Origin of the sequence: Pedobacter africanus (genome assembly GCF_900176535.1) — a bacterium.
GTDB classification, from domain to species: Bacteria; Bacteroidota; Bacteroidia; order Sphingobacteriales; family Sphingobacteriaceae; genus Pedobacter; species Pedobacter africanus.
On sequence record NZ_FWXT01000003.1, the window covers coordinates 109425 to 136137 of the forward strand.

The 26713-nt window shown below is 42.7% G+C and carries 28 protein-coding genes; 11 read left to right on the forward strand and 17 right to left on the reverse strand.

Annotated elements, in window-relative coordinates:
• Positions 1-2 precede the first annotated feature (2 nt).
• Positions 3-1814 (reverse strand): PAS domain-containing sensor histidine kinase, encoded by a 1812-nt coding sequence (locus B9A91_RS17650; protein WP_084240354.1) that lies wholly within the window; start codon positions 1812-1814, stop codon positions 3-5.
• 211 nt (positions 1815-2025) lie between these two features.
• Between B9A91_RS17650 and B9A91_RS17655 the strand changes: the two genes are divergently transcribed.
• Positions 2026-2622: a hypothetical protein gene (locus tag B9A91_RS17655; RefSeq protein ID WP_144008991.1), complete on the forward strand. Its 597-nt coding sequence runs from the start codon at positions 2026-2028 to the stop codon at positions 2620-2622.
• A gap of 16 nt (positions 2623-2638) precedes the next feature.
• Here B9A91_RS17655 and B9A91_RS17660 read toward each other — a convergent pair whose 3' ends face one another.
• The 3 genes from B9A91_RS17660 to B9A91_RS17670 form a co-directional block, all read right to left on the reverse strand.
• Positions 2639-3049 carry a hypothetical protein gene (locus tag B9A91_RS17660; RefSeq protein WP_084240356.1) on the reverse strand — a complete coding sequence of 137 codons (411 nt, stop codon included), beginning with the start codon at positions 3047-3049 and terminating at the stop codon, positions 2639-2641.
• Between the two features lie 25 nt (positions 3050-3074).
• Positions 3075-3257 carry a hypothetical protein gene (locus tag B9A91_RS17665; protein WP_084240357.1) on the reverse strand — a complete coding sequence of 61 codons (183 nt, stop codon included), beginning with the start codon at positions 3255-3257 and terminating at the stop codon, positions 3075-3077.
• A 369-nt stretch (positions 3258-3626) separates the two neighbouring features.
• Positions 3627-4106, reverse strand: coding sequence for an Lrp/AsnC family transcriptional regulator (locus tag B9A91_RS17670; RefSeq protein ID WP_084240358.1), 480 nt, complete (start codon positions 4104-4106; stop codon positions 3627-3629).
• A 210-nt stretch (positions 4107-4316) separates the two neighbouring features.
• Here B9A91_RS17670 and B9A91_RS17675 point away from each other — a divergent pair, with 210 nt between their 5' ends.
• Positions 4317-5171 (forward strand): sigma-70 family RNA polymerase sigma factor, encoded by an 855-nt coding sequence (locus B9A91_RS17675; RefSeq protein ID WP_084240359.1) that lies wholly within the window; start codon positions 4317-4319, stop codon positions 5169-5171.
• Between the two features lie 32 nt (positions 5172-5203).
• On the opposite strand, the gene B9A91_RS17680 is transcribed toward B9A91_RS17675, so the two are convergent.
• Complete coding sequence (locus B9A91_RS17680; protein ID WP_084240360.1) at positions 5204-5872, reverse strand: DUF6766 family protein; 669 nt, start codon at positions 5870-5872, stop codon at positions 5204-5206.
• 39 nt (positions 5873-5911) lie between these two features.
• Positions 5912-6541, reverse strand: a complete 630-nt coding sequence (locus B9A91_RS17685; RefSeq protein ID WP_084240361.1) for a DUF4142 domain-containing protein — start codon at positions 6539-6541, stop codon at positions 5912-5914.
• Positions 6542-6741: 200 nt separating this feature from the next.
• Between B9A91_RS17685 and B9A91_RS17690 the strand changes: the two genes are divergently transcribed.
• Positions 6742-7524: a hypothetical protein gene (locus tag B9A91_RS17690; protein WP_084240362.1), complete on the forward strand. Its 783-nt coding sequence runs from the start codon at positions 6742-6744 to the stop codon at positions 7522-7524.
• A 340-nt stretch (positions 7525-7864) separates the two neighbouring features.
• Here the strand turns inward: B9A91_RS17690 and B9A91_RS17695 are convergent, their stop codons facing one another.
• Together B9A91_RS17695 and B9A91_RS17700 are read right to left on the reverse strand one after the other, a co-directional pair.
• The gene (locus B9A91_RS17695) at positions 7865-8431 is read right to left on the reverse strand and encodes a YciE/YciF ferroxidase family protein (protein WP_084240363.1); all 567 of its coding nucleotides are present in this window, start codon (positions 8429-8431) and stop codon (positions 7865-7867) included.
• 387 nt (positions 8432-8818) lie between these two features.
• Positions 8819-9463: a porin family protein gene (locus B9A91_RS17700; RefSeq protein WP_084240364.1), complete on the reverse strand. Its 645-nt coding sequence runs from the start codon at positions 9461-9463 to the stop codon at positions 8819-8821.
• A gap of 347 nt (positions 9464-9810) precedes the next feature.
• Here B9A91_RS17700 and B9A91_RS24025 point away from each other — a divergent pair, with 347 nt between their 5' ends.
• From B9A91_RS24025 to B9A91_RS24275, 5 genes are all read left to right on the forward strand, one after another.
• Positions 9811-10080, forward strand: coding sequence for a hypothetical protein (locus tag B9A91_RS24025; RefSeq protein WP_144008992.1), 270 nt, complete (start codon positions 9811-9813; stop codon positions 10078-10080).
• A 45-nt stretch (positions 10081-10125) separates the two neighbouring features.
• Complete coding sequence (locus B9A91_RS17710; protein WP_084240366.1) at positions 10126-10557, forward strand: hypothetical protein; 432 nt, start codon at positions 10126-10128, stop codon at positions 10555-10557.
• 75 nt (positions 10558-10632) lie between these two features.
• A complete protein-coding gene (locus tag B9A91_RS17715; RefSeq protein ID WP_084240367.1) occupies positions 10633-11535 on the forward strand; it encodes an SDR family oxidoreductase in 903 nt (300 codons plus the stop codon).
• A 12-nt stretch (positions 11536-11547) separates the two neighbouring features.
• Positions 11548-11748 (forward strand): KTSC domain-containing protein, encoded by a 201-nt coding sequence (locus B9A91_RS17720; protein ID WP_084240368.1) that lies wholly within the window; start codon positions 11548-11550, stop codon positions 11746-11748.
• A 112-nt stretch (positions 11749-11860) separates the two neighbouring features.
• On the forward strand, positions 11861-12037 hold the full coding sequence (locus B9A91_RS24275; RefSeq protein ID WP_200815687.1) for a DUF6496 domain-containing protein: 177 nt from the start codon (positions 11861-11863) through the stop codon (positions 12035-12037).
• A 28-nt stretch (positions 12038-12065) separates the two neighbouring features.
• On the opposite strand, the gene B9A91_RS17725 is transcribed toward B9A91_RS24275, so the two are convergent.
• Together B9A91_RS17725 and B9A91_RS17730 are read right to left on the reverse strand one after the other, a co-directional pair.
• Positions 12066-12539 (reverse strand): VOC family protein, encoded by a 474-nt coding sequence (locus B9A91_RS17725; RefSeq protein ID WP_084240369.1) that lies wholly within the window; start codon positions 12537-12539, stop codon positions 12066-12068.
• Positions 12536-12757, reverse strand: coding sequence for an ArsR family transcriptional regulator (locus tag B9A91_RS17730; RefSeq protein ID WP_084240370.1), 222 nt, complete (start codon positions 12755-12757; stop codon positions 12536-12538). The genes B9A91_RS17725 and B9A91_RS17730 overlap by 4 nt, the downstream gene beginning before the upstream one ends.
• A 40-nt stretch (positions 12758-12797) precedes the next feature.
• On the opposite strand from B9A91_RS17730, the gene ligD reads away from it, so the two are divergent.
• Positions 12798-15449 carry a DNA ligase D gene (ligD, locus tag B9A91_RS17735; protein WP_084240371.1) on the forward strand — a complete coding sequence of 884 codons (2652 nt, stop codon included), beginning with the start codon at positions 12798-12800 and terminating at the stop codon, positions 15447-15449.
• A gap of 69 nt (positions 15450-15518) precedes the next feature.
• The gene (locus B9A91_RS17740; RefSeq protein ID WP_084240372.1) at positions 15519-16847 is read left to right on the forward strand and encodes a putative sensor domain DACNV-containing protein; all 1329 of its coding nucleotides are present in this window, start codon (positions 15519-15521) and stop codon (positions 16845-16847) included.
• A 15-nt stretch (positions 16848-16862) separates the two neighbouring features.
• Here B9A91_RS17740 and B9A91_RS17745 read toward each other — a convergent pair whose 3' ends face one another.
• On the reverse strand, positions 16863-18347 hold the full coding sequence (locus tag B9A91_RS17745; RefSeq protein WP_084240373.1) for an MFS transporter: 1485 nt from the start codon (positions 18345-18347) through the stop codon (positions 16863-16865).
• A gap of 86 nt (positions 18348-18433) precedes the next feature.
• Between B9A91_RS17745 and B9A91_RS17750 the strand changes: the two genes are divergently transcribed.
• The gene (locus B9A91_RS17750) at positions 18434-19303 is read left to right on the forward strand and encodes a helix-turn-helix domain-containing protein (RefSeq protein ID WP_084240374.1); all 870 of its coding nucleotides are present in this window, start codon (positions 18434-18436) and stop codon (positions 19301-19303) included.
• A gap of 503 nt (positions 19304-19806) precedes the next feature.
• On the opposite strand, the gene B9A91_RS17755 is transcribed toward B9A91_RS17750, so the two are convergent.
• From B9A91_RS17755 to B9A91_RS17780, 6 genes are all read right to left on the reverse strand, one after another.
• Complete coding sequence (locus B9A91_RS17755) at positions 19807-20358, reverse strand: hypothetical protein (RefSeq protein ID WP_084240375.1); 552 nt, start codon at positions 20356-20358, stop codon at positions 19807-19809.
• Positions 20359-20549: 191 nt separating this feature from the next.
• Positions 20550-21110 (reverse strand): DUF4230 domain-containing protein, encoded by a 561-nt coding sequence (locus B9A91_RS17760; protein WP_084240376.1) that lies wholly within the window; start codon positions 21108-21110, stop codon positions 20550-20552.
• 109 nt (positions 21111-21219) lie between these two features.
• Positions 21220-21642, reverse strand: coding sequence for a hypothetical protein (locus tag B9A91_RS17765; RefSeq protein ID WP_084240377.1), 423 nt, complete (start codon positions 21640-21642; stop codon positions 21220-21222).
• A 28-nt stretch (positions 21643-21670) separates the two neighbouring features.
• On the reverse strand, positions 21671-24847 hold the full coding sequence (locus B9A91_RS17770) for a collagen-like protein (protein ID WP_200815688.1): 3177 nt from the start codon (positions 24845-24847) through the stop codon (positions 21671-21673).
• Positions 24848-24877: 30 nt separating this feature from the next.
• Positions 24878-26044 (reverse strand): type IX secretion system outer membrane channel protein PorV, encoded by a 1167-nt coding sequence (porV, locus tag B9A91_RS17775; protein WP_084240378.1) that lies wholly within the window; start codon positions 26042-26044, stop codon positions 24878-24880.
• A 4-nt stretch (positions 26045-26048) separates the two neighbouring features.
• Positions 26049-26546, reverse strand: a complete 498-nt coding sequence (locus tag B9A91_RS17780) for a T9SS type A sorting domain-containing protein (protein WP_084240379.1) — start codon at positions 26544-26546, stop codon at positions 26049-26051.
• Positions 26547-26713 lie beyond the last annotated feature (167 nt).

A 26713-nucleotide genomic window follows, 5' to 3' on the forward strand; every position in this document is an offset into this window, starting at 1 on the left:
CATCAGGAAGGTATGGTAAGCTGTACCCTTGTTCCGGGATTTGCAGGAGAAATGTCGAGCACACCCCTTAGCAGTTCCACGTGTTGCCTGATGGTGTGCAAGCCAATGCCATAGGAAATCTTCTTTGCATCAAAGCCCTTTCCATTATCGCTTACCTCAACGGTATACTGCTTCGCATCGTAATTGATGCTAACGGTTACTTTATTTGCGTTGGCATGTTTAATGATATTGACAAGCAATTCCTGAACGCCGCGGTAGATGACAATTTCAATGTACTGTTCCATAAGTTCAGGCAGGTTATGGAATAAACAACGAATATCCAGCACGCCCTTAAATTGTTTGCATATATCTTCAATGGCAGCCTTAAAGCCAAAGTCTTGCAGTACATTGGGCATTAATTCATGAGAAATATCTCTGGACTCCCTGATGGCCTGTTGCAGAAGTGACATGGTCATCTGCCTGATTTCATCATGTTGGGCTGTCCAGGTTTCACCTTTTTTCAGATTAAGCTGGTTAAAATTGAGCAATGCCCCGAACAGAATTTGCCCAAGACCATTGTGCAGGTTTTCTGCAATCCGGCGGCGCTCTTTTTCCTGGGCGTTTAGGGTAGCTTTGAGCAGTTCCCTGCGGTGTTTCTGCTTTTTTTCGACTTCCTGTGCTTTGAGCAGGTTCTCGGCAGCTTTTTTCCGTTCGCTAACGTCATTAAAAAGAACAGCCACATGATAATCCTCGGGCGCATCAATGCGGAAAGCATAGACGTCGTACCAGCGGCCTAAGGCAGCTGCATATTCTTCAAAATGTTTAGACATTCCGGTTTTTGCAACTTCTCCATATATTTCGTACCAGTGATTTTCATGTTCAGGTAACATGGTCCGCACTGTCTTTCCGACTGCATTTTTGAGGCCTGTTTGTGCTTCAAATGCTTTATTCATCTCCAGAAAACGGTAATCTACGGGCTCATCTGCTTCATTGAAAATCATTTGAATGGTACAAAAACCCTGCTCAATCGAGTTGAATAGCCAGACATATTTGTCGGCAGCCTTTTTGGCCAGTTTATCTTTTATGTTCAGCAGTTCCTGTTCCGCTCTTTTTTCGGTAGTGATGTCGCGTGTGGTCATGATAATGCCGTCTTCATACTTCACCAGTGCCTGGTAAAACCAGGCATCGCCAAAATGTTCATAGGGATAATGATGTTCATGCTTATAGGAGATGCCAGTTTCAGTAACTTGAACCATTTTATCAAAAATCCCACTTACAATTACTCCAGGGCTTAAAGTGGTCAGGCGTTTGCCTACAACATCCCCATTTTGCCTAACGCCCTGTGTGTTGTTTAGAATCCACACAAAGTCAATGATGTTTCCTTTTTCATTTCTTACTGCTTCAAACACCTGGATAACGTCTAATGAGCTATCGACCACCGATTGGAAAAACTCAAGTCCAGACCTGGCTTTCAGCTCTGTGTTCTTGATATGGGTAATATCGATAGTAGAAGTTGCTACCCCATCGTTCAGTTTTACGACCGACTGGTAAAACCAGCCCTTAAACTGTTCATGAGCATAATGTCTTTCTGATGCATCAGGAATGCCGGTTTCGGTTACCTGTTTAAAAGTATCGAATATCCCTTCTTCAATTACACCCGGATTTAAACTGAGCAGACTCTTGCCCAGCACATCCCCATATAGCTTTTCTGAAGCGGGGTTGTTTAAGATCCATTTAAAATCAATAATGGCGCCTTCGTTGTCGCGTACAGCTTCAAATACCTGGATCATAGCAGCAGAGCTGTCCATGGCAGATTGTAATAATTTTTGCTTCATTGGGGTGTTTGGTTATGCGCTGTCCAAATCAAATCTTCTGTGCGATAGCCTGAATTTTTTGCTGGCGAAAGGTAATCTTTTTGATGGATTTTTTTTTGGGCTTTGGTTCATAATATTTTCAAAAGGCAATTGAATGGTGATGTATAGCGTGCTGCTTAAACAATCCTGACTGAAAATTTGTTTTTAATGTTGGCTTTACTATCGTTTACAAATGTCATATCACCTTATTATGGATGTTGGTTTATCAAATAATTTAAAACAAGGTATACTTTCAGAAGCGGGATTAAAGGCGGTAACTTCTAAGGATTGCAGGCGGCTAGCTGCCAAGATCAGCGCTGCTACAAACAGGCATATTAGTGTAACCACCATCAAGCGGGTATTTGGCTTTGCCGAAACCAAGCATCACTTTTCTAAGTATACAATAGCCGCACTTCAGGAATATGTAAAAGGTGATGAAGAATGGAAAGATAAAATTTTTTTTAAGTGGCTGCAAGACTCGTATATTGTAGCCAAATCTCCCTATAAAATGGACATCCTGTCGTTTATCACAGATGACCGCTCTTGTATTGATGAACTAAATGAGGGCGAACCTTATTTACATCCTGAACATTTGGTGATAACGGCCTTGAAAATGATGTTACATGATAACCTTAGCGAAGTGGCCATCTGCAAAAAGGGCAAATATATTGGGCGTATTTATGCCAATGAACTGCAGCGTTTTGTATATGCGGGTGATCAGCTGGTTTATCACCGGCTTAATTTTGATCTGGTAACTGCAATTACGGTTATGCAAAGGGAAGGGTTGTAAAAATACTTCAATTTTTTTATGGAATCCTAATGGTATCAGCATTCGCTTTTTGAATTTTAAGCTTTTCGGCTTCTTCTTCTGCCGTGATTTTTCCTTTTTTAAGATCAATGCGGATGATATTGTATAAACTCATGTACAGGTTAGCCATCCACACAATGGTAAAGCCAGCTATGACATAGCCTATCCAATTTTTATAAAGTAATTTATAATCGGTTACCAGGAGCAAAAGCAGGGTTACGTAGTGGCTGAAACAATATTCGCAGGTAAAGACATAAAAGAATTTTCGTTTCAACAGGGCATTGCAGGATTTTGATTTTGCGACGCAGTATTCCCGCGGCTCTTTAAATATTTCTTCTTTGGTAACTGTCCAGGATATACAGGCAACCACTATTGCCAGGATAAAGAACCAATAAGGGTGGCTTTCCATAGTATTACCTGCTTAATTCCATTAATTATATTTCGAACTGGTTAGCCGGTCGGGAGAGTGCTTTTGAAGCAATAGTTTTATCCTTTCCCCAATCCCAGTCTACTTTGAAGTCTTCGTCTGGATGAAAATAGTATTTAGGACCATTGGTCGGTGTGGCATCGGCTTTTGGTTTAGCATTTTCCTTTTGTTTAACATTAAATGATTTCATGGTAAAATGAGTTTTTGGATTAAAGGGTTATAAGTTTATGATATAACATAATAACAATTTTAATTAGGCTCAGTTTGACGTATATATACGTGTTTTTAATATGAAATATACGAGATAAAAACTTTGCAACTGCCAGTGGCAGCTTATTTTTATGGAAGAAGAACAAATGACAAGTCAGATTGTTCTAATGCTAAGTTAGTTTTAGAGAATAGTGGGCGAGTGATTGGATGGTCATATGCTGCTATTGAATATGTGTAATTTTTAATTTTCTTTGTTTAGCCTGTTGCTGTAGTAACAGGCTAAATGTTTTTATAGCCTACCATCAGTTCGGCTCTTTTACGCGGATACGGGATTGCAATGAATAAAAATTTAGCTTTTACTTTTCAAAGGGTACACCAGTTCCCTTTTTGCTTCATTGACCACAAAGAAACTTTGTAACGAACCGACATTGGGCAGCTTGGTTAGCTTTTCTACAATAAAACGGTTATATTCTGTCATATCGTTTACTGCGATTTTAAGCATAAAATCGCATGTGCCTGTGGTATTGTAACATTCGAGCACTTCGGTAAATTGTATAACTGCAGTTTGAAAGGCGTTTATGGCTTCGCCCCGATGATCACTCAATTGTACCTGGGTAAAACTGAGCCAGATATCTGCAAACTTTTTCTGATTGATGAGGGTGAAGCTACCCAATATAAAGCCTTGTTCTTTTAGCCGGTTTACACGTTGAAACACGCTACTGATGCTTTTGTGCAGCATTGCACTAAGCTGTTTGTTACTTAGCCGGGCATCTTTTTGGAGCAGACGTAAAATGTCGATATCCGTTTGGTCCAGTTGATTTGTTTGCATACAGTAATGGCTTAGCTCCTTACCTGCAAATAAAAGAATTTTCTTGCAAAGCAACTGAATATCAAATATAATTTTGAAAACCATGTTGTTGTAAGGTTAAATCGGAATTTAGTTTTGTTTAATGTGGCTTAAACCGAAAAATTTGCGTAAATGAAGAAATGTATACCGTTATAATACAGGCTTTAATGAAATTTGCGCGGGAGACAATACATGAGACAACTCATCATTAGCCAAACAGTTACCAACAGAACAGCTACGCTGGATAAATACCTGTATGAATTATCGAAGTCCGAACTACTAAATGCAGAAGACGAGGTTGCCTTGGCTAAAAGAATACAACAGGGAGATGAAGCAGCATTGGAACGCCTGGTTAAAGCCAACCTTCGCTTTGTGATCTCAGTAGCCAAAAAATATGCCCCATCAGGCATAGGACTGGAAGATATGATTGAAGAAGGCAATCTGGGCTTGATCAAAGCTGCCCGAACTTTTGATCCTACGCGTGGCTTTAAGTTTATTTCGTATGCTGTGTGGTGGATCAGGCAGGCTATTATGCATTATATAGCCGATAAGAACCGAATCATCAGGCTGCCCGGTAACCAGATTGTTGGCATTGCAGCTTACAAAAAGGCAAATGAGTTGCTGGAGCAACAGCTGGAGCGTGAACCTCTGCCAGACGAACTGGCCGCGCATATGGAGCAGCCTTTAGATAAGGTAACGGAATATATGAAATTTGCTGCCTATACTTTTTCGTTGGATAAAGTAATGGGCGATGAAGACAACAGCACATTGCTGGATGTATTGCAAGATGCAAGTACAGCAGCTGCTGATTCCAGTCTGGTAAATGAATCGCTCCGTACAGAGCTCAGCATCTTGGTTAGCAGGTTGCCCGGCAGAAGCGGGCAGGTGCTTAAACTGCATTATGGACTGGATGGCACTGCACCATTAAGCATGGAAGATATTGCTGTAGTAATGAAGCTAGGCAAAGAAAGGGTAAGGCAGCTGCACGCAAAGGGCATTGACACTTTAAAGTACAAGGCACCCGAAAGTCTACGCGATTATTTGTAGCTGATGGTGCAGGCTTAACACAAAGCACTGCTTTATTTCCCGGTTTCCATATCCGGGGCATCAACTGGCTTGGACTCGGGAGAGCCTTTTTGTCTCAGGTAAATCGTCAGGAATACAATAGAAGCTACAGAAAGGAACTCGCTCTGCCAGTTTTGAAAGGTCTCGAACCAGAATTCTGCTTGTCCCAGGTAAGCTATTACGCTTTCTTTTGGGAGACGTTTGGCAAGTAGTTCGACATTATGGTTTTGCCAGCTGCCATACAGGTGCAAGCTCCAGCTCGCCAGGAACAGGATCCCAAAGCAAATGGAAAGTGAATTGCTGTACACCTTTAGTATCCATCCGCCTTTTCGTACGGGCCAGGGTGCATTTTTGGATGGCTTTGGTTCCCTGTCTACCTCTTCAGGCTCATCCAGACTTTTAGACTCTGCCGAGCCAATCTGGCGCAGAGACACTGTTAGTAATACATATAAGGCCATTTGCAGGAATTCGCTTTCGAAGTTTTCGAAGGTGGCAGAAATGAAATGCCCGCTTTGCAGGTAAGTTATTAGGCCGATTTCCGTTACGTGGTCTTCCTGGAGATCCTGATTGTGTTTTTTCCAGCCGGTTAGTGCCTGGGCGGCCAGGGTTACGATAAAAAGAGTCAGGAATACGATGGTTAGCCCGTTTCTGTAAAAATAGCTGTGTTTTTTTGATGTATTCATAAAAAGCTTAAGCTGGCTGCTGGTTAATAACCAACAGTATTAAACTTTGTTTAAACTTTTTACATGAAACTTATTAGGCGGAATCGTATCTTCTGCTTTAGGTGGTCTGTCTGGTATTAGCTTACCGTTTTTAAGGTTTTTGGAGAGAAACTTTGCCATCTCCAGGTTTCTGCGCAAGCTACGCAAATGCTTTTTTGCTATGCTTACAAGAGCCGTATCGCTGGAGAGAATTACTTTTTCATAGCGGTTTATGATTTGCTGATGGTTATTGATAGAAGTAAGCAGATATATACTGTTAATGTCTGAATTTGTTTTTTTTGCGAACATCATTTCCCGGATCTTCAGGGGCACAGATGCTGAATCGGCAAGTGTAACTTTCGCCGGCCCGGCAAAAGCCTGCAGATCCTTATGGGCAAGTATGCACATATCAATGGTTTTAACTGCATATTCCCTGATCCTGGATTGCTGAGTCTTTGTTTTTATTTGTTTGGACAGATTGAGCTCCCAGGCATAGTCCATTGAAACTTTTTGCAGAAAATGGCCAATATTCAGTGTATCCTGAACAGAGATCCGCTTATTTGCAACATGGAAATTTGCTGTTGCGAAAGAGGAGGCGATTAATACGCATACTGAACAAATAAGCAGAATACGAAATTTTAAATTTTTCATGTTTAAGTTTGTTATACCAAATGCAATGATGTAAACAATTCAAATGCTTTTCTGGTTTGGAAATAGAGGTTAAAGAACTGTTTTTATTAGCCTCCAGGTAGATTCGGCCTAATAGTGCGTGTGAAATTATAAAGGTATTTTTATATACCAGTTTTAGGCCTGGACAGGCACACATTTTGCAGCCATTAAATAAACGAATTATGAAAAAAACACTTGCGTTAATCAACGGCATGGCCTTAATTATTACCATTGCAGTTAATTATTTATCAAATACCGGACTGTTAAATGGCAATACCATGAAAATGGTGTCAGACAAATATTTCAATTACTTCACTCCGGCCGGTTTTGCTTTTTCTATCTGGGGGTTTATCTATGTTGGCTTGATTGCCTTTGTGGTTTATACAGGGCGTTATGCTTTTAAAAAAAACAATGACGATCCGGTACTTACGAAAATTGGATGGTGGTTTGTGCTTTCCTGTTGTGCAAATTCACTATGGGTTGTTTCCTGGTTATATGAATATACCGCCTTATCTGTTTTAATAATGGTTGTCATCCTTATTTCCTTAGGAAAGATTGTTGTGAATACCAGAATGGAGTTGGATAGACATCCTTTTAAAAGGTATTTTTTTGTCTTTTTGCCATTTGCTATATATTTTGGATGGATTTCTGTGGCGCTTATCGCTAATATAGCTGCTTTCCTTACAAAAATTGGTTGGAGTGGATGGGGAATCTCTGCTGCAGGCTGGACAATGATTATGATTTGCATAGCAGGCCTGGTAAATATAGTTATGGTCAGGACGAGAAATATGCGTGAATACGCAGCTGTAGGTATCTGGGCCTTACTGGCCATTTCTGTTTCAAATGTCAATAATAACGGGCCCAAATCAATTATTTACACTTGTTATGTGGTAGCTGCAATCCTGCTTGTTTTTATTATTCTAAGTGCTTTTAAAAATCGTTATCGGTCTATTGAAGAAATGTAGAAAAGGATTATGATTACGTTCCATCTGAGCCTGTAAATATTTAAAATGAAACTTAATGTTACCTAATCTGTTGTGGTGGGGTAAATACCTTGAACTGATATAAGTGATTATGCAGTACACCTGTACCAATATTACTGCCCTTATGAATATCTTCAAATCAAACGGTTACAGGACTACAAAAACAGAGCTGTTGATGATGCAAAGGCAGTAAACGCGTTGGATGTACAGATGAATAGCATATGGTATAAGAATCGGGACAAGTTCATTTTTGAACTCATCCCGACTTGTTAACCTTCATATAAGCTATTACAATTGATTTTGTAAAAGGTTTGAAATTTATTTATTCAGCTGCCGCCTGCTCATTGATTGAGCTGACCGCAATCTCGGTAAGGGCAACATCGGTTGCTTTTTCATTATCAAGAGTAAATTGCAAAAGTTCAGCAACATCGGTATGCCCCATGTTTTGGGCAAAGACTATCAATGTGCCGTAGGTAGCGATTTCATAATGCTCTACTTTCTGGGCAGCAAGGATTAGCCCCGCATCACGGATCATGGTATCAGCTTCGGTATCTTCAATAACACCTTCGGCTTCTTTAACCAATCCTTCCATGGCATCACATTTTTTGCCTTGGGCTTTCTCATCCAGCAGTTGAAAAACCTGCTCCAGGGTTGCAATGTGGTTATTCGTTTCTTCGGTATGTTTTTCAAATGCGGCTGCCAGTTCAGTACTTGTGGCAGCTTTTTTCATTTTTGGGAGGGCTTTTGATAGGTGTTTTTCTGCCCAGTAGATGTCTTTTAGTTCATCTACAAAGAAATCATGAAATTCTGAATTTTCCATTTTCCCGGTTTTGGACTTTTTGTTTGATTTTGCGGCGGTCTTTGCGCCTGTTTTTGTTGTGGTAGCCATGATTTTTTTTTAAGAATGTTCCTGAATTAATATTTGTTATTACTATTAATTTAACACCTCCTTTTGCAGCTAAGTTTTTGCAATTGGAAATACCAGTATTTAATCTTTCGGGCCAGTATTAAATGCGTATTAATCCTTATGAAACAGGTGTTTATACCAAGCCATGGTTTTTGGATCTTATTATAGCTACCTAAACCATAAAGGTGGGTCTGGTTCAGGGGATACCCATAAAAAAAGCAACGACATCCATCGTTGCTCCTTTATCAACTAAACCTAAACTTTATAAATACTAACCAAATATTTATGCAGCAAAGCTAAAACAGGCTCATTAAATCCACGTTAAATATTTATGATGTGTTAGACGCAAATGGAAACATTTCCCCTGTTTTAAAACGTGTAACCCAGCGTTAGCGCAAATCCTCTGTTTTTGGCTTTATCCTGGTTTTGATCTTCTTTGGCAGCAGATTGAAAGTCCATCATGTATCGTCCGTTGATATTGATGTTGGGAGTGATACTATAACCTACACCAATAACGCCACCAGCTACAGATTTCCTTAAATTATCGGTGTCTGTTGTAGAGGTAACTTCGTTGCCATTGGCTTTTACCACTGTTTTTTGCGACAACAGGAAAGAGGCCTGAGGACCGGCAAATAGGGTAAACTCTGGTGATGGCCTATAGCCTATAAGTACCGGTATGTCAAGATAGTTCAGCGTTGAATTGATTTCACCGGTTGTTTCACCAACAGTCTCTTTTAATTTAAAGCCTTTTTGGGTAAATGTTGCTTCGGGTAAGAATGCGAATCCGCCACCCATTGGCAAATCCGCGTAAATGCCGGCCTGGAAACCTGCCTTATGATCGGTACTGTATTCCTGCCCTAGAAATGAATATTTGCCAATGTTGGTTAAAGTAGCGCCGGCTTTAATACCAAATCTCATCTGATCGTTTGCAGTTGCCTGTGTAGTTTGCGCAGTTGCCTTAAAGCTCAAACTGCCCGCAGTTAAGCCCAATACTATAATGAATAATCTTTTCATAATTCTGTTTTTTAATTAGGTAAAATCACAGAGGTATTGTAATAACCATGCCAGTATTGACAGTTTGCAGGGCTTACCGTGTGGTGTTTTTTGTTATAAGTGCTTGTTTTTTAGTGTTTTTGCTGTGATTTTTGGTCTGGATCATTTAGCAGCAAGCCGTAGTGTTTTATGTGTATTCAATCTGGTACACCCCTAAATTGTTAAGTCATGATGAAAAGTGCCCGGTTTGGTTTACTGCTGATCTGACCCCAGGGTGTTTTCTGCTTTTGAAGGTGGGTTCATACAAGGAATGTAAAAACATTTTAGAAAGATATGTTGTTTTAAATGTGCTTGTAAAACCAATGTTTATGAAAACTTTAGAAAATTATCAGCAGCACGCAATGGGCCATAAAGAACAAACAGTAATCATGGATTCGGCATTAACGGCTGAAACAGACGAATTAAATCTGGATTTATTAGCTGTCGGCTTTGCTGGTCCGGAAGACGAGGATGAGGACGATGATGATGATTTCCCTTCCAGGGAAGATATTGAATATGAAGACGATGACCAGGATTTGGATAAGGAGGTTGAGGATCCTGACTTTAATAATGACGACGAAGAGGAAGAGTTCTATTAAAGCGGCATAGGTTTTGGGTAAGCATAATTGCATACCTGCATTTATATGGAACCAAACTTAAACCTTCGCCTGAATTTATTGGACAATTACAGTCTGAGTACAAAATTTCCCCTGAGTATATGGAGCCGTTTACTATGGCTTGTTGCCGGGGATGAACTTATTTTCATTCACTCGGGGTCAGAATTTGAGACACAACAGTTTAGCGGCGCCGGCTGGGCTTTGGAATTTAACCAGCTTTTTGTGGTAGGTTTTGTGGAACGTTATCCCGATGTGTACAACAATGTGCTGATGACCAAAAGGATAAGCAATGTGAGCATGTCTTTAAGCGCCAAATTAAGGACAGAAATGAATGACCTGGCCATTTTGCTAAGGCATGCTCAGGAAAAGGAACAATCGGAACTCTATTTGCAAGCTTACGCCGACCTGATTTTACTGAATGCCAATCAGGCCTATGCAAAACAGAACGGAAGCGCTTAACATTTTTGCGATAGACTTGATGTAAAACTTTTTAATCCTTTACCTGTTTCTTTTTTTAAATTAAAGAAGACAGCTATGGAAAAACAGAAAAAGCAAAAACCGCCTCAAAAGCCTGATACTAAATATCCCGTTCCGCCTTTTCCTAAACAAAAGCAAACACCGCCAGGAAAAGAACAAAAAATGAAGCCTTTGGCCGATCATGGGGAAGAAAGCTATAAAGGTTCCGGAAAACTTACAGGTAAAAAGGCCATCATTACTGGTGGAGATTCTGGCATTGGGAAGGCTATTGCCATTGCTTTTGCGCGTGAAGGTGCAGACGTACTAATTAGCTACCTGAGCGATGATGAAACAAAAGATGCACAGGACTCCGCCAGGTATGTAGAAGAAGCTGGTCAAAAGGCAGTTTTGGTAAAAGGCGATATCAGAAAAGAAGGCCATTGCAAGAAAATCATAGAAAAAGCCGTAAAGGAATTTGGACAAATAGATATTTTGGTAAACAACGCCGCCTTTCAGATGGCCCGGAAAGATTTAGCCGACATCCCAGGTGAGGAATGGGTAAAAACGTTTGAAACCAATATCCATTCCATGTTCTATTTGAGCAAAGCGGCTGAACCTTATATGAAAAAAGGAAGCAATATTATTAATACCACCTCGGTAAATGCTTATAACCCAAGTGCTGTGCTGCTGCCCTATGCAGCCACGAAAGGTGCCATTCAAAATTTTACGGCCAATTTAAGCCAGATTTTATTAACTGCAGGCAAAGGCATAAGGGTTAACGCGGTTGCACCCGGTCCGATCTGGACGCCACTTATCCCCTCAACCATGCCCGATCCGGAAAAATTCGGCATGGATACACCAATGGGCAGGCCCGGGCAGCCTGTAGAAGTGGCTCCTGCCTATGTTTTCCTGGCATCTGATGACGCTAGCTATATTTCAGGGGCTACCATTCCAGTTGCTGGCGGAAGGATTACGATTTAAATACCCAAATGCATGCCTTCTTCAGTTATCAGGTATTTCGACTATAACAAGGAATCGCATACCCTCAAAATCATTTTTGTGACGGGTATAGAATATCATTATAAAAATGTGCCTGAAAGGGTTTTTCAAATGCTGAGGGCTGCTGGTTCGAAAGGGCGTTATTTCAACCACTATATCAAAGATAAGTTCAAGTTTAAAAAAGTAGGGGTTTAAGGTCAGGCCGTAAAAACGCCACCTGCAAAAAGAAATGGCTTAATTCAAACCAATTCAGGAGGAACTTTGTTTTGAAAGCCAAATAACTAATACGTATTCTAATTTTACTACTATGGCAAAGTATTCAGAAAAAGCCTCAGAGAAGGTGGAAAAAACAATGCATGAAATGAAAGAGGGAAAACTTAAATCCGGGAGCGGTAAAAAAGTGACTTCTAAAAAGCAGGCCATTGCAATAGGCTTGTCAGAGGCAAGAAAAGAAGGGGCCAAGGTTCCAAAAAAGAAATCTTAAAATCGATTGGGGCTCCCCTCACCGCCATTTAAATTTTCGCTGCTTCTTCTATATCTTTGATGATAATTTTGCCCATTTTCATCATTGCATCCATTACACGTTTGGCTTTATCCGGATCACTACTTTGCAACAGATTGCTAAGAATTGTGGGAGAAACCTGCCAGGATAAGCCAAATTTGTCTTTTAACCATCCGCATTGTGATTCTTTACCGCCATTGGCCGTAAGGTTGGTCCAATAATAATCAATCTCTTCCTGTGTATTGGCTTCGATAGAAAAAGACACAGACTCGTTAAATTTGAACGTTGGGCCACCGTTTAACAATATGAATTCCTGATCTTCTATTTTTATATCTGCTGCCAATATCTCGCCACCAAAATGAGGTGCATCTTTTGGGTAATAACTGGTGCTGAGCACTTCTGATTTTTTAAATACCGAGGTGTAAAAATCGATTGCTTCTTTAACATTATGGTCTAACCATAAACAGGGTCTTATCTTTTTCATGATGATTTGATATATAGTTTATCCCTAAACAATCTTTCACCTAAAATTGTTTGGGGATGAATTTGGCCGGAACCGCACTCCATAAGTATTTTAATGTGCTTGGAAATGGCCGGGCGGCTGATTTCAAAATGCCATGCAACCGCATTGAGGTTGAGCGATTGATTGCTCAGCAGATCAATGATCTGGCGCCGTGTAGGATCTGTATGATTAAAAACCAAGCCGTTTTTAGATTGTTAATTAGTTCTAAAACATTAGTTTATGAGCCTGAAAAAATATAACGAAAAGCGTGACTTTAACAAAACCACCGAACCTAAGGCTGGCAAACCTGCTGCAAGTGGTAAGCTACAGTTTGTAATCCAGAAGCATGATGCTTCGCGCCTGCACTATGATTTCAGGCTGGAAATGGGAGGTGTGTTGAAAAGCTGGGCAGTACCCAAAGGCCCTTCTACTGATCCTAAAAACAAACGCCTGGCCATGATGGTAGAAGATCATCCTTTCGATTATAAGAGTTTTGAAGGTATTATTCCCCAAGGTGAATATGGGGGCGGAACAGTGATTGTATGGGATGAGGGCACCTATGAACCTATTGAGCAGATTAAGGGGAAAAAAGCCCAGGAGAAGCATCTTTTGCATCAGCTGCATACCGGGTCATTGAAAATTGTTTTACATGGCCAGAAGCTAAAAGGTGAATATGCATTGGTTAAAACCCATGGCATGGGCGAGAATGGCTGGCTGCTGATTAAACATAAGGATGAGTATGCTTCCACAGCTGACATCACCAAAAAAGATAAATCTGTGCTTTCTGAAAAGACCATAGCACAAATGGAAAACAGCAGTGAAAAGGTGTGGAAGAACGGGCATGAAGAAGACCTGATTAAACCGCTGCTTAAAAAGGGGAAAAAAGCAAAAATTCCCATAGGGATGAAACCTATGCTGGCCACGCTTGTGAATGAGCCTTTTGATGATCCGGAATGGATATATGAAGTGAAATGGGATGGCTACCGTGCTCTGGGCTTCTGCAAAAAGAACGGTGATGTGCAGTTGCTATCGCGCAACAATAAGCAGTTTAATGAAAAGTTCTATCCCATTTTTGAGTTGCTGCAAAGCTGGAAAATGGACATTGTTGTGGACGGTGAAATTCTTGTGATCAATGATAAGGGGGTTTCGAAGTTTGGCGATTTACAAAACTGGAGAAGTGAGGCGGATGGGGAACTGGTGTATTATGTGTTCGACCTGATTTGGTTTGATGGTAAAGACTATACACAGCTTCCCTTAATGGAACGGCAGAAAATCCTGGCTGCAGTTTTACCCCAAAATGATGACCGTATAAGGTTGAGCAAGGTATTTGAGGCCAAGGGGACTGAATTTTTTGAGGCTGCAACAAAAATGGGCCTGGAAGGGATTATCGCTAAAAAAGCAAACAGTTTATATGCAAAAAATGCCCGTTCAGCTGAATGGCTGAAAATTAAAGTAAACCAGCGCCAGGAAGTGGTAATTGCTGGTTTTACAAAAAACGAAGGAACCTCCAAAAAGTTTAGTTCATTGCTGCTGGGCATTTATGAGAACGGGAATTTGCAGTATGTAGGCAAGGTAGGAACCGGTTTTAACGATAAGGCCCAGCGGGAAATGATGGCCCAGTTTGAACCGCTGATTATCAACAAAAGCCCTTTTCCGGAAGTACCGGATGTGAACAAACCTTCACGGTTTCGCCCTAACCCGCCTAAAGCCAAGGCAACATGGCTTAAACCGGAACTGGTCTGCGAAGTGAGCTTTGCCGAGGTAACCAGCGACGGTGTTTTCCGTCATCCTTCTTTTGAGGGGATGCGAACAGATAAGAAAGCCAAAGATGTGCTGAGGGAGGCCCCGGTTGAAACCAAAGCAATTGTTGAATCGGAACTGCCTGATGAGCACGAAACTCAGCCGGTGCAGAAAGACCGGCATGCTGGGGCAATCAGGCCGCCGAAAGCTACCGGGCGCAAAACCTTACTGAACCCTAAAGACGAAACCCAGGTGCGTAAAATAAACGGTCATGAATTGAAATTTACGCATTTGAGCAAACTTTACTGGCCGGAAGATAAGGTGAGCAAACGCGATATGTTTAATTATTATTACCAGGTAGCTGGCTACATTTTGCCCTACCTGAAAGACCGGCCGATGTCCTTGAACCGATTTCCGGGCGGTATACATTCCAAAGGTTTTTACCAGAAAGATGTGAAAGGTAAGGCTCCGGACTGGGCAGAGACTTTTCCTTACACCACAGGCGATGGGGAGGAAAAGGAGTATTTGCTGGGAAATAATGAAGCTGCTTTGCTTTGGATGGCCTCTTTAGGTTGTATTGAAATGAACCCCTGGTTTTCAAGAAGACAATCTCCCGACAACCCGGATTATTGCGTGATAGACCTTGACCCCGACAAGAACACCTTTGACCAGGTTATTGAAGTGGCCAGGATGGTAAAGGAGGTGCTTGACCAGATGGGCGTACCTTGTTATGTCAAGACTTCCGGATCAACAGGTATGCATGTGTATATCCCCCTGGGTGCTAAATACACTTACGACCAGTCGCAGATGTTTGCTAAAATTATTGTGAACCTGGTACACCAGCAGGTGCCGGAGTTTACCAGCCTGGAAAGAATGGTGGATAGCCGTAAGGGGAAGATGTACCTGGATTTTCTGCAGAACAGGCCTGGCGCTACTATTGCAGGGCCATATTCTTTACGCCCTAAGCCGGGCGCTACGGTATCTATGCCGCTGGACTGGGACGAAGTAAAGCCCGGGATGAAAATGATGGACTTTACAATTTTTAATGCGCTGGACCGGCTTAAAGAAACAGGCGATCTTTTTAAAGGGGTGCTGGGCAAAGGCATTGACCTTACCAAGGCGATCAATAAGGCCAAAGCCGTGTTTGGGTGACCTACAAAGCGCTATTGATTTTTAGAAGCGAGATAAAAAAGAGTAGATTTAAGCCTCAATTTATCCGATATGGCAAAACATTTTACGCCTACTGATCTTGCAGCTTTTGTGTACGCTGAGTTACAGCGCTCGAAAATAAAGGAAGAAAAACCCAGCGAGGCTATTTTAAAGGAGTTGTTTAATACTTTATATTATACCAGCCTGCAAACAGAAGAGGGGCAGTACATCAAAGTTACCGTTACCTTATTGGATCATCGATCTATAGAAAGAGATGAACCGGTACAGCACGATAACTGGAATTTCTTTGCTTTTGAGCAGCCGATAGAATTTTCTATAAAAAATCTGGTTAAGCTCTCTAAAGCTGCAGACCCCTGGAGTTCTACGCTGTCTGTTCATTATGATGAAAATCATAAGCTTTTTATTTATGGAATGATTGACCAGACCTATCATTACCAGAGTTACCTGAATTATGAACAGGACGATAAACCACCTTATCCGGGTATAATTCAGACCATGATCAATGGTATCGGGATCCTAAATGTAATGCTGGATTATCATCCGGTAGCCACGCTGAACCAGAATTCCCTGGTTAAATTATATCCGAATGTGTTTGAATATGGGCCGGTTTCAGATTTCATCCGAAAGAAAACGATATACAGTAAATCTTTTATTGAAAAGAAAGTAGGGCATGACCTAAGTGCTGATGATGCGGCTGTATACAATGACATCATATTTGAGTATGTGATCCAGTCCATTAGCCGGATTTTGCTTAAAATAAAAACTTACCATCATGGGGGCGCGATATTGATAACAAAAGATTTTGTAAGCGATCTGACTACCAAATACCAATTGGAATATAACCGGATTGAATCGGCAATTTTACATATTCTGACCAGTGTAACGGATAACGATTTGCTGTTGGACGAGATCAAAATGTATAAACGGAAGAAACGCGACATTCCTTCAGTGCTCCACGACGAGTTTAATGAGAACGCACTGGAAATTGAAGACAGCTATAATGAGCTGATTGGTGCTGTACGCTTTGTATCTTCTTTAAGCTGTGTAGATGGTTTGGTAGTTTTGTCGCCTCATTTAAATGTGCATGGATTTGGAGCAGTTATCAATGAGAAAGAATTGCCACCTTACGTTTTCCTGAACAGATCCTCCAAACTTTCAGTGAACAAGGTGAGGATAGACCCAAAGCATTTCGGCACAAGGCACCAGTCGATGTTTTCTTATTGCTATAAACATCCTGAAAGCCTTGGTTTTGTGGTGTCACAGGATGGAGAAATCAGGGCGATCAAAAACGTAGGTGGCGAGGTGATGATGTGGGAAAACATTAAAGTTTACCAATTTGAAAGAAGCAGCAAAATGCCCAAACTGCCGCCAAGGAAGTAATGGGCATTACAGCAGCTATTCTTTAACGGACCGTAAATTAGGCTTAAATAGATAAAAACTGAGGATGGCCAGTATCCAGACACCAGTTCCGCTGAATAGGGTGAGCAGTTCAAAACCATAGCTGAGTGCTGCCTGGCCCTCGTTGCCAAAGCCATTATTGCCTGCTGCTATTTTTTCGGCCAGCTCTTGGAGCTGGCTGGCATTGAAACTGCTTTCTAAAGTTGCTTTTAAATGTGTGGTAATACCTTTACTTAATACCAGCCCCATTAGAGCGATGTTGATTGCAAGTGTGATGAGCCTGGCACTCATGTCTATCCCGGATGCCATTCCTGCACGGTCAGCGCTAACCGATCCGGTGGTGGTATTGGTTACTGGCGTATTGCAGAAGCCCAGGCCAATGCCAGACAGAAGGGTCCCTGGAAGCATGCTCAGCCATCCTGGATGTTCAGCCCTGATGCCCAGCCACATGAATATAAAACCAAGGCCAATGCTGAATAAACCAAATGGAATAACAATGCCCGGTTGGTATTTTAGTAACAGGCGTTCTGCCAAAGGCGGAACTACCAGCGTGGGTAGGGTGTAAGCCAGGAGAGCGGTTCCGGCGACCAGGCTACTGTAACCCAATACACCCTGAAAATAAATTGGCAGGTAGATCATGAATGGCCAGAAGCAGAAATTCATACCTATAGAGCCAGTGATGGCACCTGAAAAGTTACGCACTTTGAAGACGGTAAAATCAAACATAGGTTGTGGGAAAGTCTTTTCGGCATAAAGAAAGAGCAGGAAAGCAAATGCAGCGCATGTAAGAATAAGCAATGCAGTAGTACTGCCGAAGCCCAGTACCGGCCCCTGAATAATAAAATAGATCAATGCGAAAACAGCTAGCGATAATGAGATCATACCCCATACATCCAGGCGCTGGGCCTTGGTGTTTTTAGATTCTGATATACCTGCAAGCGCTAAACACAGGGTAAGTATACTCAATGGAAAATGAACCAGGAAAACCCATTCCCAACTGGAAAATGATAGGATCAGTCCACCGATAAGCGGGCCAAAACCGAGCCCTATCCCAAATATTATACCCCACATGGCAAAGGCCTTGCTGCGTTGAGGCCCTTCCTGAAACTGGTGAGAAAGAATGGCGATCTGACAAATAAGCATAATGCCACCGCCCAGTCCCTGGAGAAAGCGGCTAATGATGAGCAAAGGCATATTTGTAGCCAGACCGCAGAGCAGGGAGGTGATGCCGAAGAGCGATAGTCCGATTATAAATATCAGCTTCCGTCCGTAACGATCGGCCAGGGTTCCTGTGGCCATCAGTACTGTTGTGCAGGCAATGGTGTAAGCGTTCATGATCCATTGCACATCTGTGAAGCTGCCATGTAATAATTTTTCGAGGCTGGGCAGCAAAACAGGTACACTGGAAATTTCGAGCCCGAACATCAGCGATGAAAGGCAGATGGCGGCCAGGGTAAGGTTATTTTTCTTGTTGCTATGCATAGTGCTTATTTTTTTTATGACAAAAATAGACCGGTAAAAGTGCTTTTGTTCGGTTCATTTCTATTATAAAAAGGTATGTTTGTATTATGGTTAAACAGAATATACACCAGGCTGTAGAAGTAGCATACCTTAAAACAGACCATTGCCCGCTGAGCAACAGGCAGTATAGTTTTTTTGAAATGGTATACCTCATTTCGGGTAGGGGATTTGTGAACATCAACGGCAATAGAATGGCCTATCGAGATGGCAACCTTTTGCTGCTTACACCTAATGACCACCATCATTATGAAATAGTTGTAGAGACAGAGTTTCTGCTGATCCGTTTTAGCGACAGCTACATCAGGAACTATCCCTGGAAAAGTATTCATCACCTGGAGTGTTTGCTTTTCTATGCAACTAAATTATCAGGATGTGTAATGAGGTGCAAAGAGGACAGCCTTCTTGTAGAGAAGATTGTGGACTCACTGCTTTTTGGTATGAAGCTGGGTGGTGTTTACCAGCAGGACCTGGATATGAACCTGGTAAATGCCTTGATTGTTATAGCGGCCAGAAACATCGCTAAATTGCGGCCGGGAAATGTAAGAGATAATACGGATAAACGTATACTTGAGATCATTAATCATATTGAGCGCAATATTTTTATACCGGAACAGCTAACGGCTGCAGCTATTGGGGATACTTTTGGTATTTCGCAGACCTATCTGGGTGTTTACTTTAAAAAACAATGTGGAGAGACCCTGCAGCAATTTATAAGTGGCTACAGGATCAGATTGATTGAGTGGCGTTTAAAATTCAGTGATTTGAGAATCAATGAACTGGCTGATGAATTCGGGTTTGCAGACGGGAGCCATCTGAATAAGTTTTTTAAGAAACAAAAAGGAATCAGTTTATCAGGATATCGTCAGGCCCTGCCCCGACTTGATCCGGGATCTATCAGGACCCCGAACCTGCATTAAAACTACCCAAATAACTACTGTTACTAATCTCTCGCCTGTTTTCTGCTGCAAAAAGAGTTGTAAACTTTCTATGCGTTCGTTTAGTAACTCTGGCTGTAATGGCAGTTTATCTGCTCCCTGCCTTCGGGTAGCCCCGGCCAGCACATACCACCTGTTTGCAGTTCCCTACATAAAAGGAAAGTAAAAAACCGGTGCAAGTGTAGATATATATATATAACTTGGTAAAATACCTATAAAAGTTGCTTTTATGAGCGGAGTTGTTTGTGGTGAGTTTTTTATTTGTTGCCGGATTTTTACCACTGCCTTTGCACTGCCCGGCCTGCGCTCAGCCATGTGCTGCGTGTTTTAAGCATAGTTTGGACATGTTTAATCCATCTGCAGATATAGCAATCATGCTTAAAACATATTCAATGTATGGAGAAAACAAGGTTTAACAGGCTGAGCATAGGAAGCCAGTAGCAAGGGGATAGGCTGGGCATGAAGTTTCGGCTACTCCTATTGGCCTAGTCGATCTCGATATCAACATCTCCCGATTCTATATCCTCAGGTTTCCCTATGGTAACATTCAGTTGGAATTTACCGTCAGATATGGTTTTTGTTTCCGCAGGCCCGCTATCGGGATCAGTATTGTCTGTGCCAATGTGTATGATAAATAATTCTCCTTTGAACTGAAATTCCCCTTTTATGGTTTTTTCATTAACAAACTCAGTAATTTTCACTTTGCCTTCAGTACCGATGAGACTTTGAGGCAGATCGGTGGAAGTATAAAGCCCCAGCAAGTCTTCTCCTTCAATTGTATATTCTCCGACCCCATGAAAATTGCCGATGGTAAGATTGATCTGTTCATCTTCGCTGACAATTCCGCTGATGTGCATGATATTTAATTCCTTCACATATATTGCAAGGGCATTTTTACTTCCTTTGACCTCCTTGGCTGCACCATCAATTTTGAATGAAAGATTAGGAGTAATCCAGTCTAACACTGGTACCTTTTTACAAGAGCTGGTTACAGTAAGCACGAACAGCAACAGCGCATAAAAGCGGAATTGTTTCATTGACATTAGTTTAGATGGCGGAAGGTAAGAAAAATCAATGATTTTTTCTAATTTTTCATGATAGGGAAGATACATGGGAAGTCCAACTGAGCCATACCAGCCATAGATTTTTCATTCCAGGCAAAAAGTAAGATTATGCCAGGTTCCATAGTTAAAGATAAAAAAATAGCAACGGAATGAAAAGCAGTTTATTACTCAAAAGACAAACTTATTTTATTGTAGCCCAGGCCTGTAAGCAGGGGCCGAAGGACGTTTAATGCATTTGCCCGGGTTTGCTGTAGGATATCAGACTTGCGGACTTCATCTGCAATTTGTTTTTCGGCAGTTTTGTACGCTGCATCAACAAGGTCAGCCTCCCTGAAAAATGCCATTTTAGTATCGTATACCCGGGAAGATTTATGGTCTATTTTGATGTAACAGATTTCGGGTTGCGGCAATTGTATGTTTACAGAGTCATCATAGACCTTCACATGTTCAGCTTTAACCCTGGCAAGGTCTATACAGCCTACTGCATCGGCCTTTATAATGAGCAGCACACTTGCATCGGGTAGGAAAGGGGTTTTATTTTTATGCTCCAGCACATCACTGATGCGGTATTTTACCAACTCCAGTTTGCCCATAGCTTCTACACGTTCCAATAGTAGCTGATGTTTGCTTTCAACAGTGGTTTTAAAACTGAACTTATCGGCAATTAACCAGCCTAGAAGTCCGATAATTGCAGCAATGATTAATAATTTCAACAATTTAAGCATAATTAAAGCTATCCAATTTACAGGCCAAAGTTATTTTGTCAGTAAATTGATACATGTTTAGCACAAAAAAGAGCCGTACAATGTACAGCTCTTTTCCCGTAACAATGGCTTATTGAGGTGTAGCGCCCTTTTGCTCATTTTGCATAGGAGGAAGCTTTGGGGCTTCTGTTTTCTTTTGTTCTGGTTCGGGTGTTTTTCCATCACTTGGCATCTGGTTGCTCCCTGTTTTTGTTTTATTGGCCAAGGGGGCAATAGCTCTGGACTGCGCTCCTGCACCGCCAGAACCCGATCCCTGAGCTGTTTTTTGCAGGTACGCTTTGAAGTTGCCAGAAGTATATTGCAGCTCTTTGCTGTTATCTTCTGCCTGTTTTTTCTGTACAACAGGACCGGATTTGAGTCCGGGAGTTGTACCCTGAAGCAATTGTGCTTTGATGCTCTCGCCTGTTTTGAATTCCTGTGCCTTAGCGTTTGAACCAAGGATTATGATCAGGCCGACAAAGAGTAGTGTGCTGATATGCTGAATTGTTTTCATGTTGGTTTTTTAGCTGATGAATTTGATGTTATTTGATGCTGATCAGGACTTTAATTTTACTTATGCCTTTGGCAGTATAGCCTTCCAGCGCTTTGCCCAGTACCTGTCCTATTTTAACTTTTTCGGGGTCGGCCTTCATCGCAACTCCCGGGGTTGAAGAAGTAACAAGCAGGTCTCCTCTGTATATCGCGCCTCCTTCGTCACAAACCTTGGTTGGGATAACACCTACAACGCCCATAGGTACCTGACTACTCAGATCGGCATCTATGTGCTCTTCTGTCAGTAATACCCCTGGTTTTGTAGCATAAACTCCAGCTACCAAAGTAGAGTAAGGTCCTGCAGATTTTTCGACAGTGCGGTCTTTGCTGGTCGAGATGACGAGGATGTCTCCGGGTTCGTAAGCGGCTTTATTTCCTGCAACATCAAAAGATTCCGCAATATCTGCCCCACTGTTCTGGGTACCGCCGTTAAAGAAACCCCGGCCTGCGGCATTAATGCGGGCCACATTCACTGTGCCTGGGTTCCCGCTTTTAAATAGTGCAATGTCCCCTCCGCTATGCTGCTCCGCAGTTAATACTGCGTTTGTATTGCCGGTATTGAAATTTACCAGTCTTGCTGCCCTGCCATTGCTGAAATTGGGTGTCCAGGCAAACAAGGCATTTCCGGTACCATCGGCGGTTGTTTCAACACCATCACCCAAATTACTTGCGTTTGCAGTAACCCCATTTCCGTTACCATCTGCAATGGCAATAAGGGCCGGGCCATTTCCTGCAGGATTAGAGGCATGGAAGAGTCCGGCGAAGCCACCGGTACCCGATGAAATCCCGTATATTCCTGCTGTTCCAAAATTGGCGAATTGTGAATTTACCTCACCCCTTACAGCAGGAGATGTACCAGTAACCTTGTCTACTTTAAAATTTCCTGCAATTCCATTTCCAACGGTAGTTACCGTGATGGCATCGCTGGTGTTGGATTCATTGAAGTTATTGAAACGACCAGCCCTGCCGGTTGCAAATGTAGGCACCCAGGCATAGAGGGCATTGCCGCCACCGTCGATATTGGCTTCTACGGCATTGCCATTCTTACTTGCATTGGCCGTGATGGCATTGCCATTTCCATCCTGGATGGATACCAGTGCCGCACCATTTCCGGCTGGATTGGATGAATGAAAAAGGCCTGCAAAGCCACCTGTTCCGGAAGAAACGCCAAAAATACCTGCTGCACCAAAGTTGCCAAAAATGGTTTTTACCTCCGATCTTACACCTGCAGCGACACTGTTTGAATTGTCTACCAGGAAAGAAGCTGCATTGCCCTGGGTATTGTCGGGGATATTGCCGTTTCCATTGGTTTCTACTTCTAAGGTATTTCCGGTAGTGTTGGTATTGTTGAAGTTTTCAAAACGGCCAGCCCTGCCGGTGCTGTTGTTCAGACCAACCTGACCCAATACGCCAACGGCAGTTCCAGCGGTACTGGTGGCTATAAAGCCACGGACGCCATAACCACCACCATCGTTCCGGCCTACAACTGCACCTGCAATATCGCTGGTTGTGCGGCCTACAACTGCCTCCCCACCACCATTATTATCGCCAACAACCCCGGCCGAAGTTTGTGAAGTGGTAATACCATGAATGCCAAAACCGGCACCTGTGGAAGCACGTACACCTGCACCATTGCCGGAAGTACTAACGTTTACAACGGTGCCGTTGCCTACAGATGTAACACTCAATGCATTGTTGTTATTGGCATTGTTGAAAATATTGATGGCTGCGGCAATACCATTGTTACTGGTCGCTTGTAAACCAGTTCCTGTATTGCTGTTGGCATATACTCCATATCCATTGGCAGAAGAGTTTCCATATACGCCCAGTCCATTTGGGGTATTACCATACACGCCCCATCCTGAGCCATCCTGTGAACCATAAACGCCCACGCCTAGTCCGCCGGTTCCGTTATTGATTCCTCTGATTGCACTGGAAAACCCGCCAGGCGTGGTACTTGAGATGATGCCCCTAACTGCTGCTACACTGCTGGTCTGCGAGCTGGAGGTCCCTTCTATCGAGGTGCCATCGCCGGCATTATTAATCGAAAATAATGTTCCGGCATTGTTTTCATTGGCATTGAACGGCAATACAAAACCACCGCCTCCAATTGAGGCTGGGGCCCAGGCTACGCCGTTGAACTTTAACACATCATTTAAAACTGGTGCAATGTTAGATACTGGCCTGGTCTGGATACTGGCCACCACCGGATTAGGGTAAGTTCCTGAAAGATCGCCACCAGCCGCACCATTGGGTGGCAGGGTAGCGGGGATGACTCCCGGGGCTAATTTGGCGAAGGTAACCGAACCGTCCAGCAGTTTGGTAGTAGTTACCTTACCATCTGCAATTAATGGATTGGGATAGGTGCCGGAAAGATCTCCACCTGCGGCACCATTGGGTGGTAAGGTAGCTGGGATGATTCCCGGGGCTAATTTGGGCAGTGTAACCGAACCATCCAGCAGTTTGGTGGTAGTTACTTTACCATCGGCAATTAATGGGTTTGGATAGGTACCGGAAAGATCGCCACCGGCAGGGCCGTTAGGAGGCAGAGTAGTTGGAATAACACCGGCAGCCAGTTTAGGCAAAGTTATGGCACCGTTTACTATTTTAGCTGTGGTAACCTTGTCATTGCCAATGGTTGGGTTAGGGTAGTTCCCGGTTAAGTCGCCCCCTGCAGGGCCCGTAAGTACTCCCGGAATACCCTGGACACCCTGTGGGCCTGCAGGGCCAATCGGACCCGCCGGACCTGCCGGGCCTGGTGTGCCGGCTGCTGCGTACAAAGCAAAAGGAACACTCATGAGTTGTGTAGTGCCCAATGCCGTATAGCTGCCTCCGCCAAGGGCCATCTCGACCTTGGCATATTGGTTGGCATTTTGCCATGGTATACCCGCAAATGTGCCTGTTAAGGCGGTTCCTTTACCAATTTGCAAAGTAAAAAGCCCGAGTTGGTTGGTGTTTAGCGAGTGCTCTTCCATATACTGGACAGGCCCGTTGGCAGCACCTCCGAGCACAGATATTTTAACTTTAACCGCCTGGTTGGATAAGACCGTTCCATTTGTATTTCTGGCTACCCCCTGGTAGTTTATTCCGGTTAAGCCGCTTTGTGCCAAAATATTTTGACTGGCAAAAAGCGTGATCAAGAAAGCGAATACAGTAAAATGTTTCATATAATTAGCGTTTAAATAGGTTTATGTGAATTATTTTTTTGCTGGTTTGCCCATAATAGGCGCGTAACTTAAGGTGAAGCGCATGGTGTTACGCATGACATATCTTTCGGCACTTGGGAAAATATAGCTGATATCGACACGGATGGGGTTTGCATTAAAACCCACACCTGCCGCAAAATGCTGTCTGTTCCCTTTTTCGGGGTTTTCATAAAAATAGCCGGTCCTTATAAAGAACTGGTCGTAGTAGGAGAACTCCAATCCACCGGCTATTGTAAATTCCTGCAATTCTTCTTTAAAGCCACCGGGTGCGTCGAATAATGAGCTGAACAATGCACTTGCTACACCTCTGTTGGGATCTTTTCCCTTTTCTATCTGGTTGGTTATGTTTCCCTCCTGATCGAGTTTGTAACGCGGTGGGGTAGGTACCATGAGTTTGTTTACATCCAGTAAAAGGGTTAACCTGTTTTCGGGTGTGGCATAGAGTGAATAACCCGCACCGACCCGGAGGTTCATGGGCATGAAGGTTGTTTGTACTTCGTTGTATTTTAGCTTGGTACCTATATTGGTTAAGGCAAGCCCCCAGTTAAACCGCCTGCCATATTTACCCTTTTGAGACAGTTTATCTGAATATAGGGAAATATCGGCTGCAAAGGCATCGGTACGTTTTAAGAGCAGGTTGTTATAGGTTCCGGACCCTATGTCGCTTTGAAAGTACCGTGCGGTTAAGGCCATAGCGAAGTTCTCACCAAACTTTCGGACATAACTGGCATCAATGGAAAATTCATTGGCTTTATAAGCCTCAAGCAATTCGCCGCTTTCATTCCTGAAGCTAATGGTACCCAAATCAAGGTATTTAACTGACAGTCCAAGGGCCTCTCTGTCGTTCAAGTGCCTGTACGCGGTTAAATAACCCAAATGCGAGTCTTTGGTAAGTTCTCTCATCCAGGGGGTATAAGATACACTTACCCCCATTTTTTCGCCAAATATCAGTTTAGCAGCATTGATGAAAATGGAGTTGGCGTCTACCGGTAAACCTGTTCCTGCCTCAGCTACCCCTGCGTTTCTGGCATCGGGACTGAGCAGCAGGAAGCCTGCACCGGTATTGACAACCCGGCTGTCCTGCTGCGCATAAATGTTAGGGCAGCAACAGACCATGCATGCTGTATAACATACAGCAAGGTAAATTGTACGTTTCATAGGTTTATTGTATAACTAGTTTTTCGGAATACTGCTTAAATGCTGCTTTGAGCACAACATAGTAAAGACCAGAAGACAGCCCTGAAATCAGCAAAGGATACTTCACTTTACCGGCCAGCAGGTTTACCGTAAAATTTCTGACTGTTTGCCCTGCGTTGTTAACCAGCTGCAGGTTAACAGGGCCTGATTTAAGTAAATCGAACTCTACATAAGTTGAGCCGGTGGCTGGGTTGGGATAAACAATGAAACTGTTGACGTAGTTGATTTCCGGGTCGGTTTCGTTACCCGCTACTTCTGGCTGCTGGAAGCCCTGTGTGACCAGTAGTGGAGGACTTTCAATAGGGTTTACCAGCACATCACCAATGGTGTATTGAATAATGGTGTTGTTGATTTGCGCGGTACCTCCAGTGCTTGCTACTACAGAACGCTGAAGCTGTGCTTGCTGTGCTGAGGCAGTTGTTCCGGTAGCTAAGGCAAAACAAATAGGGATGATCGTTTTCATAAAAGGTTGATTGTTAGAATTTAATTTAGACTATTCCAAGGTGTTGAAAATCATGATGTTTTTTGAAGAGAATGATTGAATGGTATGTTTAACGAGCGGGGAGTAATTCTGGTTGAGGGAAAAATAATTCCGTCCATCAGATTTGTCGGAAGGTAATATTTCATTTC

Coding starts and splice junctions, on each gene's coding strand:
- B9A91_RS17750 (WP_084240374.1), top strand. CDS start 18,434: ATGGTTAAACAGAATATACACCAGGCTGTAGAAGTAGCATACCTTAAA.
- B9A91_RS17755 (WP_084240375.1), bottom strand. CDS start 20,358: ATGAAACAATTCCGCTTTTATGCGCTGTTGCTGTTCGTGCTTACTGTA.
- ligD (WP_084240371.1), top strand. CDS start 12,798: ATGAGCCTGAAAAAATATAACGAAAAGCGTGACTTTAACAAAACCACC.
- B9A91_RS17690 (WP_084240362.1), top strand. CDS start 6,742: ATGAAAAAAACACTTGCGTTAATCAACGGCATGGCCTTAATTATTACC.
- B9A91_RS17675 (WP_084240359.1), top strand. CDS start 4,317: ATGAGACAACTCATCATTAGCCAAACAGTTACCAACAGAACAGCTACG.
- B9A91_RS17740 (WP_084240372.1), top strand. CDS start 15,519: ATGGCAAAACATTTTACGCCTACTGATCTTGCAGCTTTTGTGTACGCT.
- B9A91_RS17725 (WP_084240369.1), bottom strand. CDS start 12,539: ATGAAAAAGATAAGACCCTGTTTATGGTTAGACCATAATGTTAAAGAA.
- B9A91_RS17720 (WP_084240368.1), top strand. CDS start 11,548: ATGCCTTCTTCAGTTATCAGGTATTTCGACTATAACAAGGAATCGCAT.
- B9A91_RS24275 (WP_200815687.1), top strand. CDS start 11,861: ATGGCAAAGTATTCAGAAAAAGCCTCAGAGAAGGTGGAAAAAACAATG.
- B9A91_RS17780 (WP_084240379.1), bottom strand. CDS start 26,546: ATGAAAACGATCATCCCTATTTGTTTTGCCTTAGCTACCGGAACAACT.
- B9A91_RS17745 (WP_084240373.1), bottom strand. CDS start 18,347: ATGCATAGCAACAAGAAAAATAACCTTACCCTGGCCGCCATCTGCCTT.
- B9A91_RS17715 (WP_084240367.1), top strand. CDS start 10,633: ATGGAAAAACAGAAAAAGCAAAAACCGCCTCAAAAGCCTGATACTAAA.
- porV (WP_084240378.1), bottom strand. CDS start 26,044: ATGAAACGTACAATTTACCTTGCTGTATGTTATACAGCATGCATGGTC.
- B9A91_RS17695 (WP_084240363.1), bottom strand. CDS start 8,431: ATGGCTACCACAACAAAAACAGGCGCAAAGACCGCCGCAAAATCAAAC.
- B9A91_RS17770 (WP_200815688.1), bottom strand. CDS start 24,847: ATGAAACATTTTACTGTATTCGCTTTCTTGATCACGCTTTTTGCCAGT.
- B9A91_RS17650 (WP_084240354.1), bottom strand. CDS start 1,814: ATGAAGCAAAAATTATTACAATCTGCCATGGACAGCTCTGCTGCTATG.
- B9A91_RS17660 (WP_084240356.1), bottom strand. CDS start 3,049: ATGGAAAGCCACCCTTATTGGTTCTTTATCCTGGCAATAGTGGTTGCC.
- B9A91_RS24025 (WP_144008992.1), top strand. CDS start 9,811: ATGAAAACTTTAGAAAATTATCAGCAGCACGCAATGGGCCATAAAGAA.
- B9A91_RS17765 (WP_084240377.1), bottom strand. CDS start 21,642: ATGAAAACAATTCAGCATATCAGCACACTACTCTTTGTCGGCCTGATC.
- B9A91_RS17760 (WP_084240376.1), bottom strand. CDS start 21,110: ATGCTTAAATTGTTGAAATTATTAATCATTGCTGCAATTATCGGACTT.
- B9A91_RS17655 (WP_144008991.1), top strand. CDS start 2,026: ATGTCATATCACCTTATTATGGATGTTGGTTTATCAAATAATTTAAAA.
- B9A91_RS17700 (WP_084240364.1), bottom strand. CDS start 9,463: ATGAAAAGATTATTCATTATAGTATTGGGCTTAACTGCGGGCAGTTTG.
- B9A91_RS17710 (WP_084240366.1), top strand. CDS start 10,126: ATGGAACCAAACTTAAACCTTCGCCTGAATTTATTGGACAATTACAGT.
- B9A91_RS17680 (WP_084240360.1), bottom strand. CDS start 5,872: ATGAATACATCAAAAAAACACAGCTATTTTTACAGAAACGGGCTAACC.
- B9A91_RS17685 (WP_084240361.1), bottom strand. CDS start 6,541: ATGAAAAATTTAAAATTTCGTATTCTGCTTATTTGTTCAGTATGCGTA.
- B9A91_RS17670 (WP_084240358.1), bottom strand. CDS start 4,106: ATGCAAACAAATCAACTGGACCAAACGGATATCGACATTTTACGTCTG.
- B9A91_RS17665 (WP_084240357.1), bottom strand. CDS start 3,257: ATGAAATCATTTAATGTTAAACAAAAGGAAAATGCTAAACCAAAAGCC.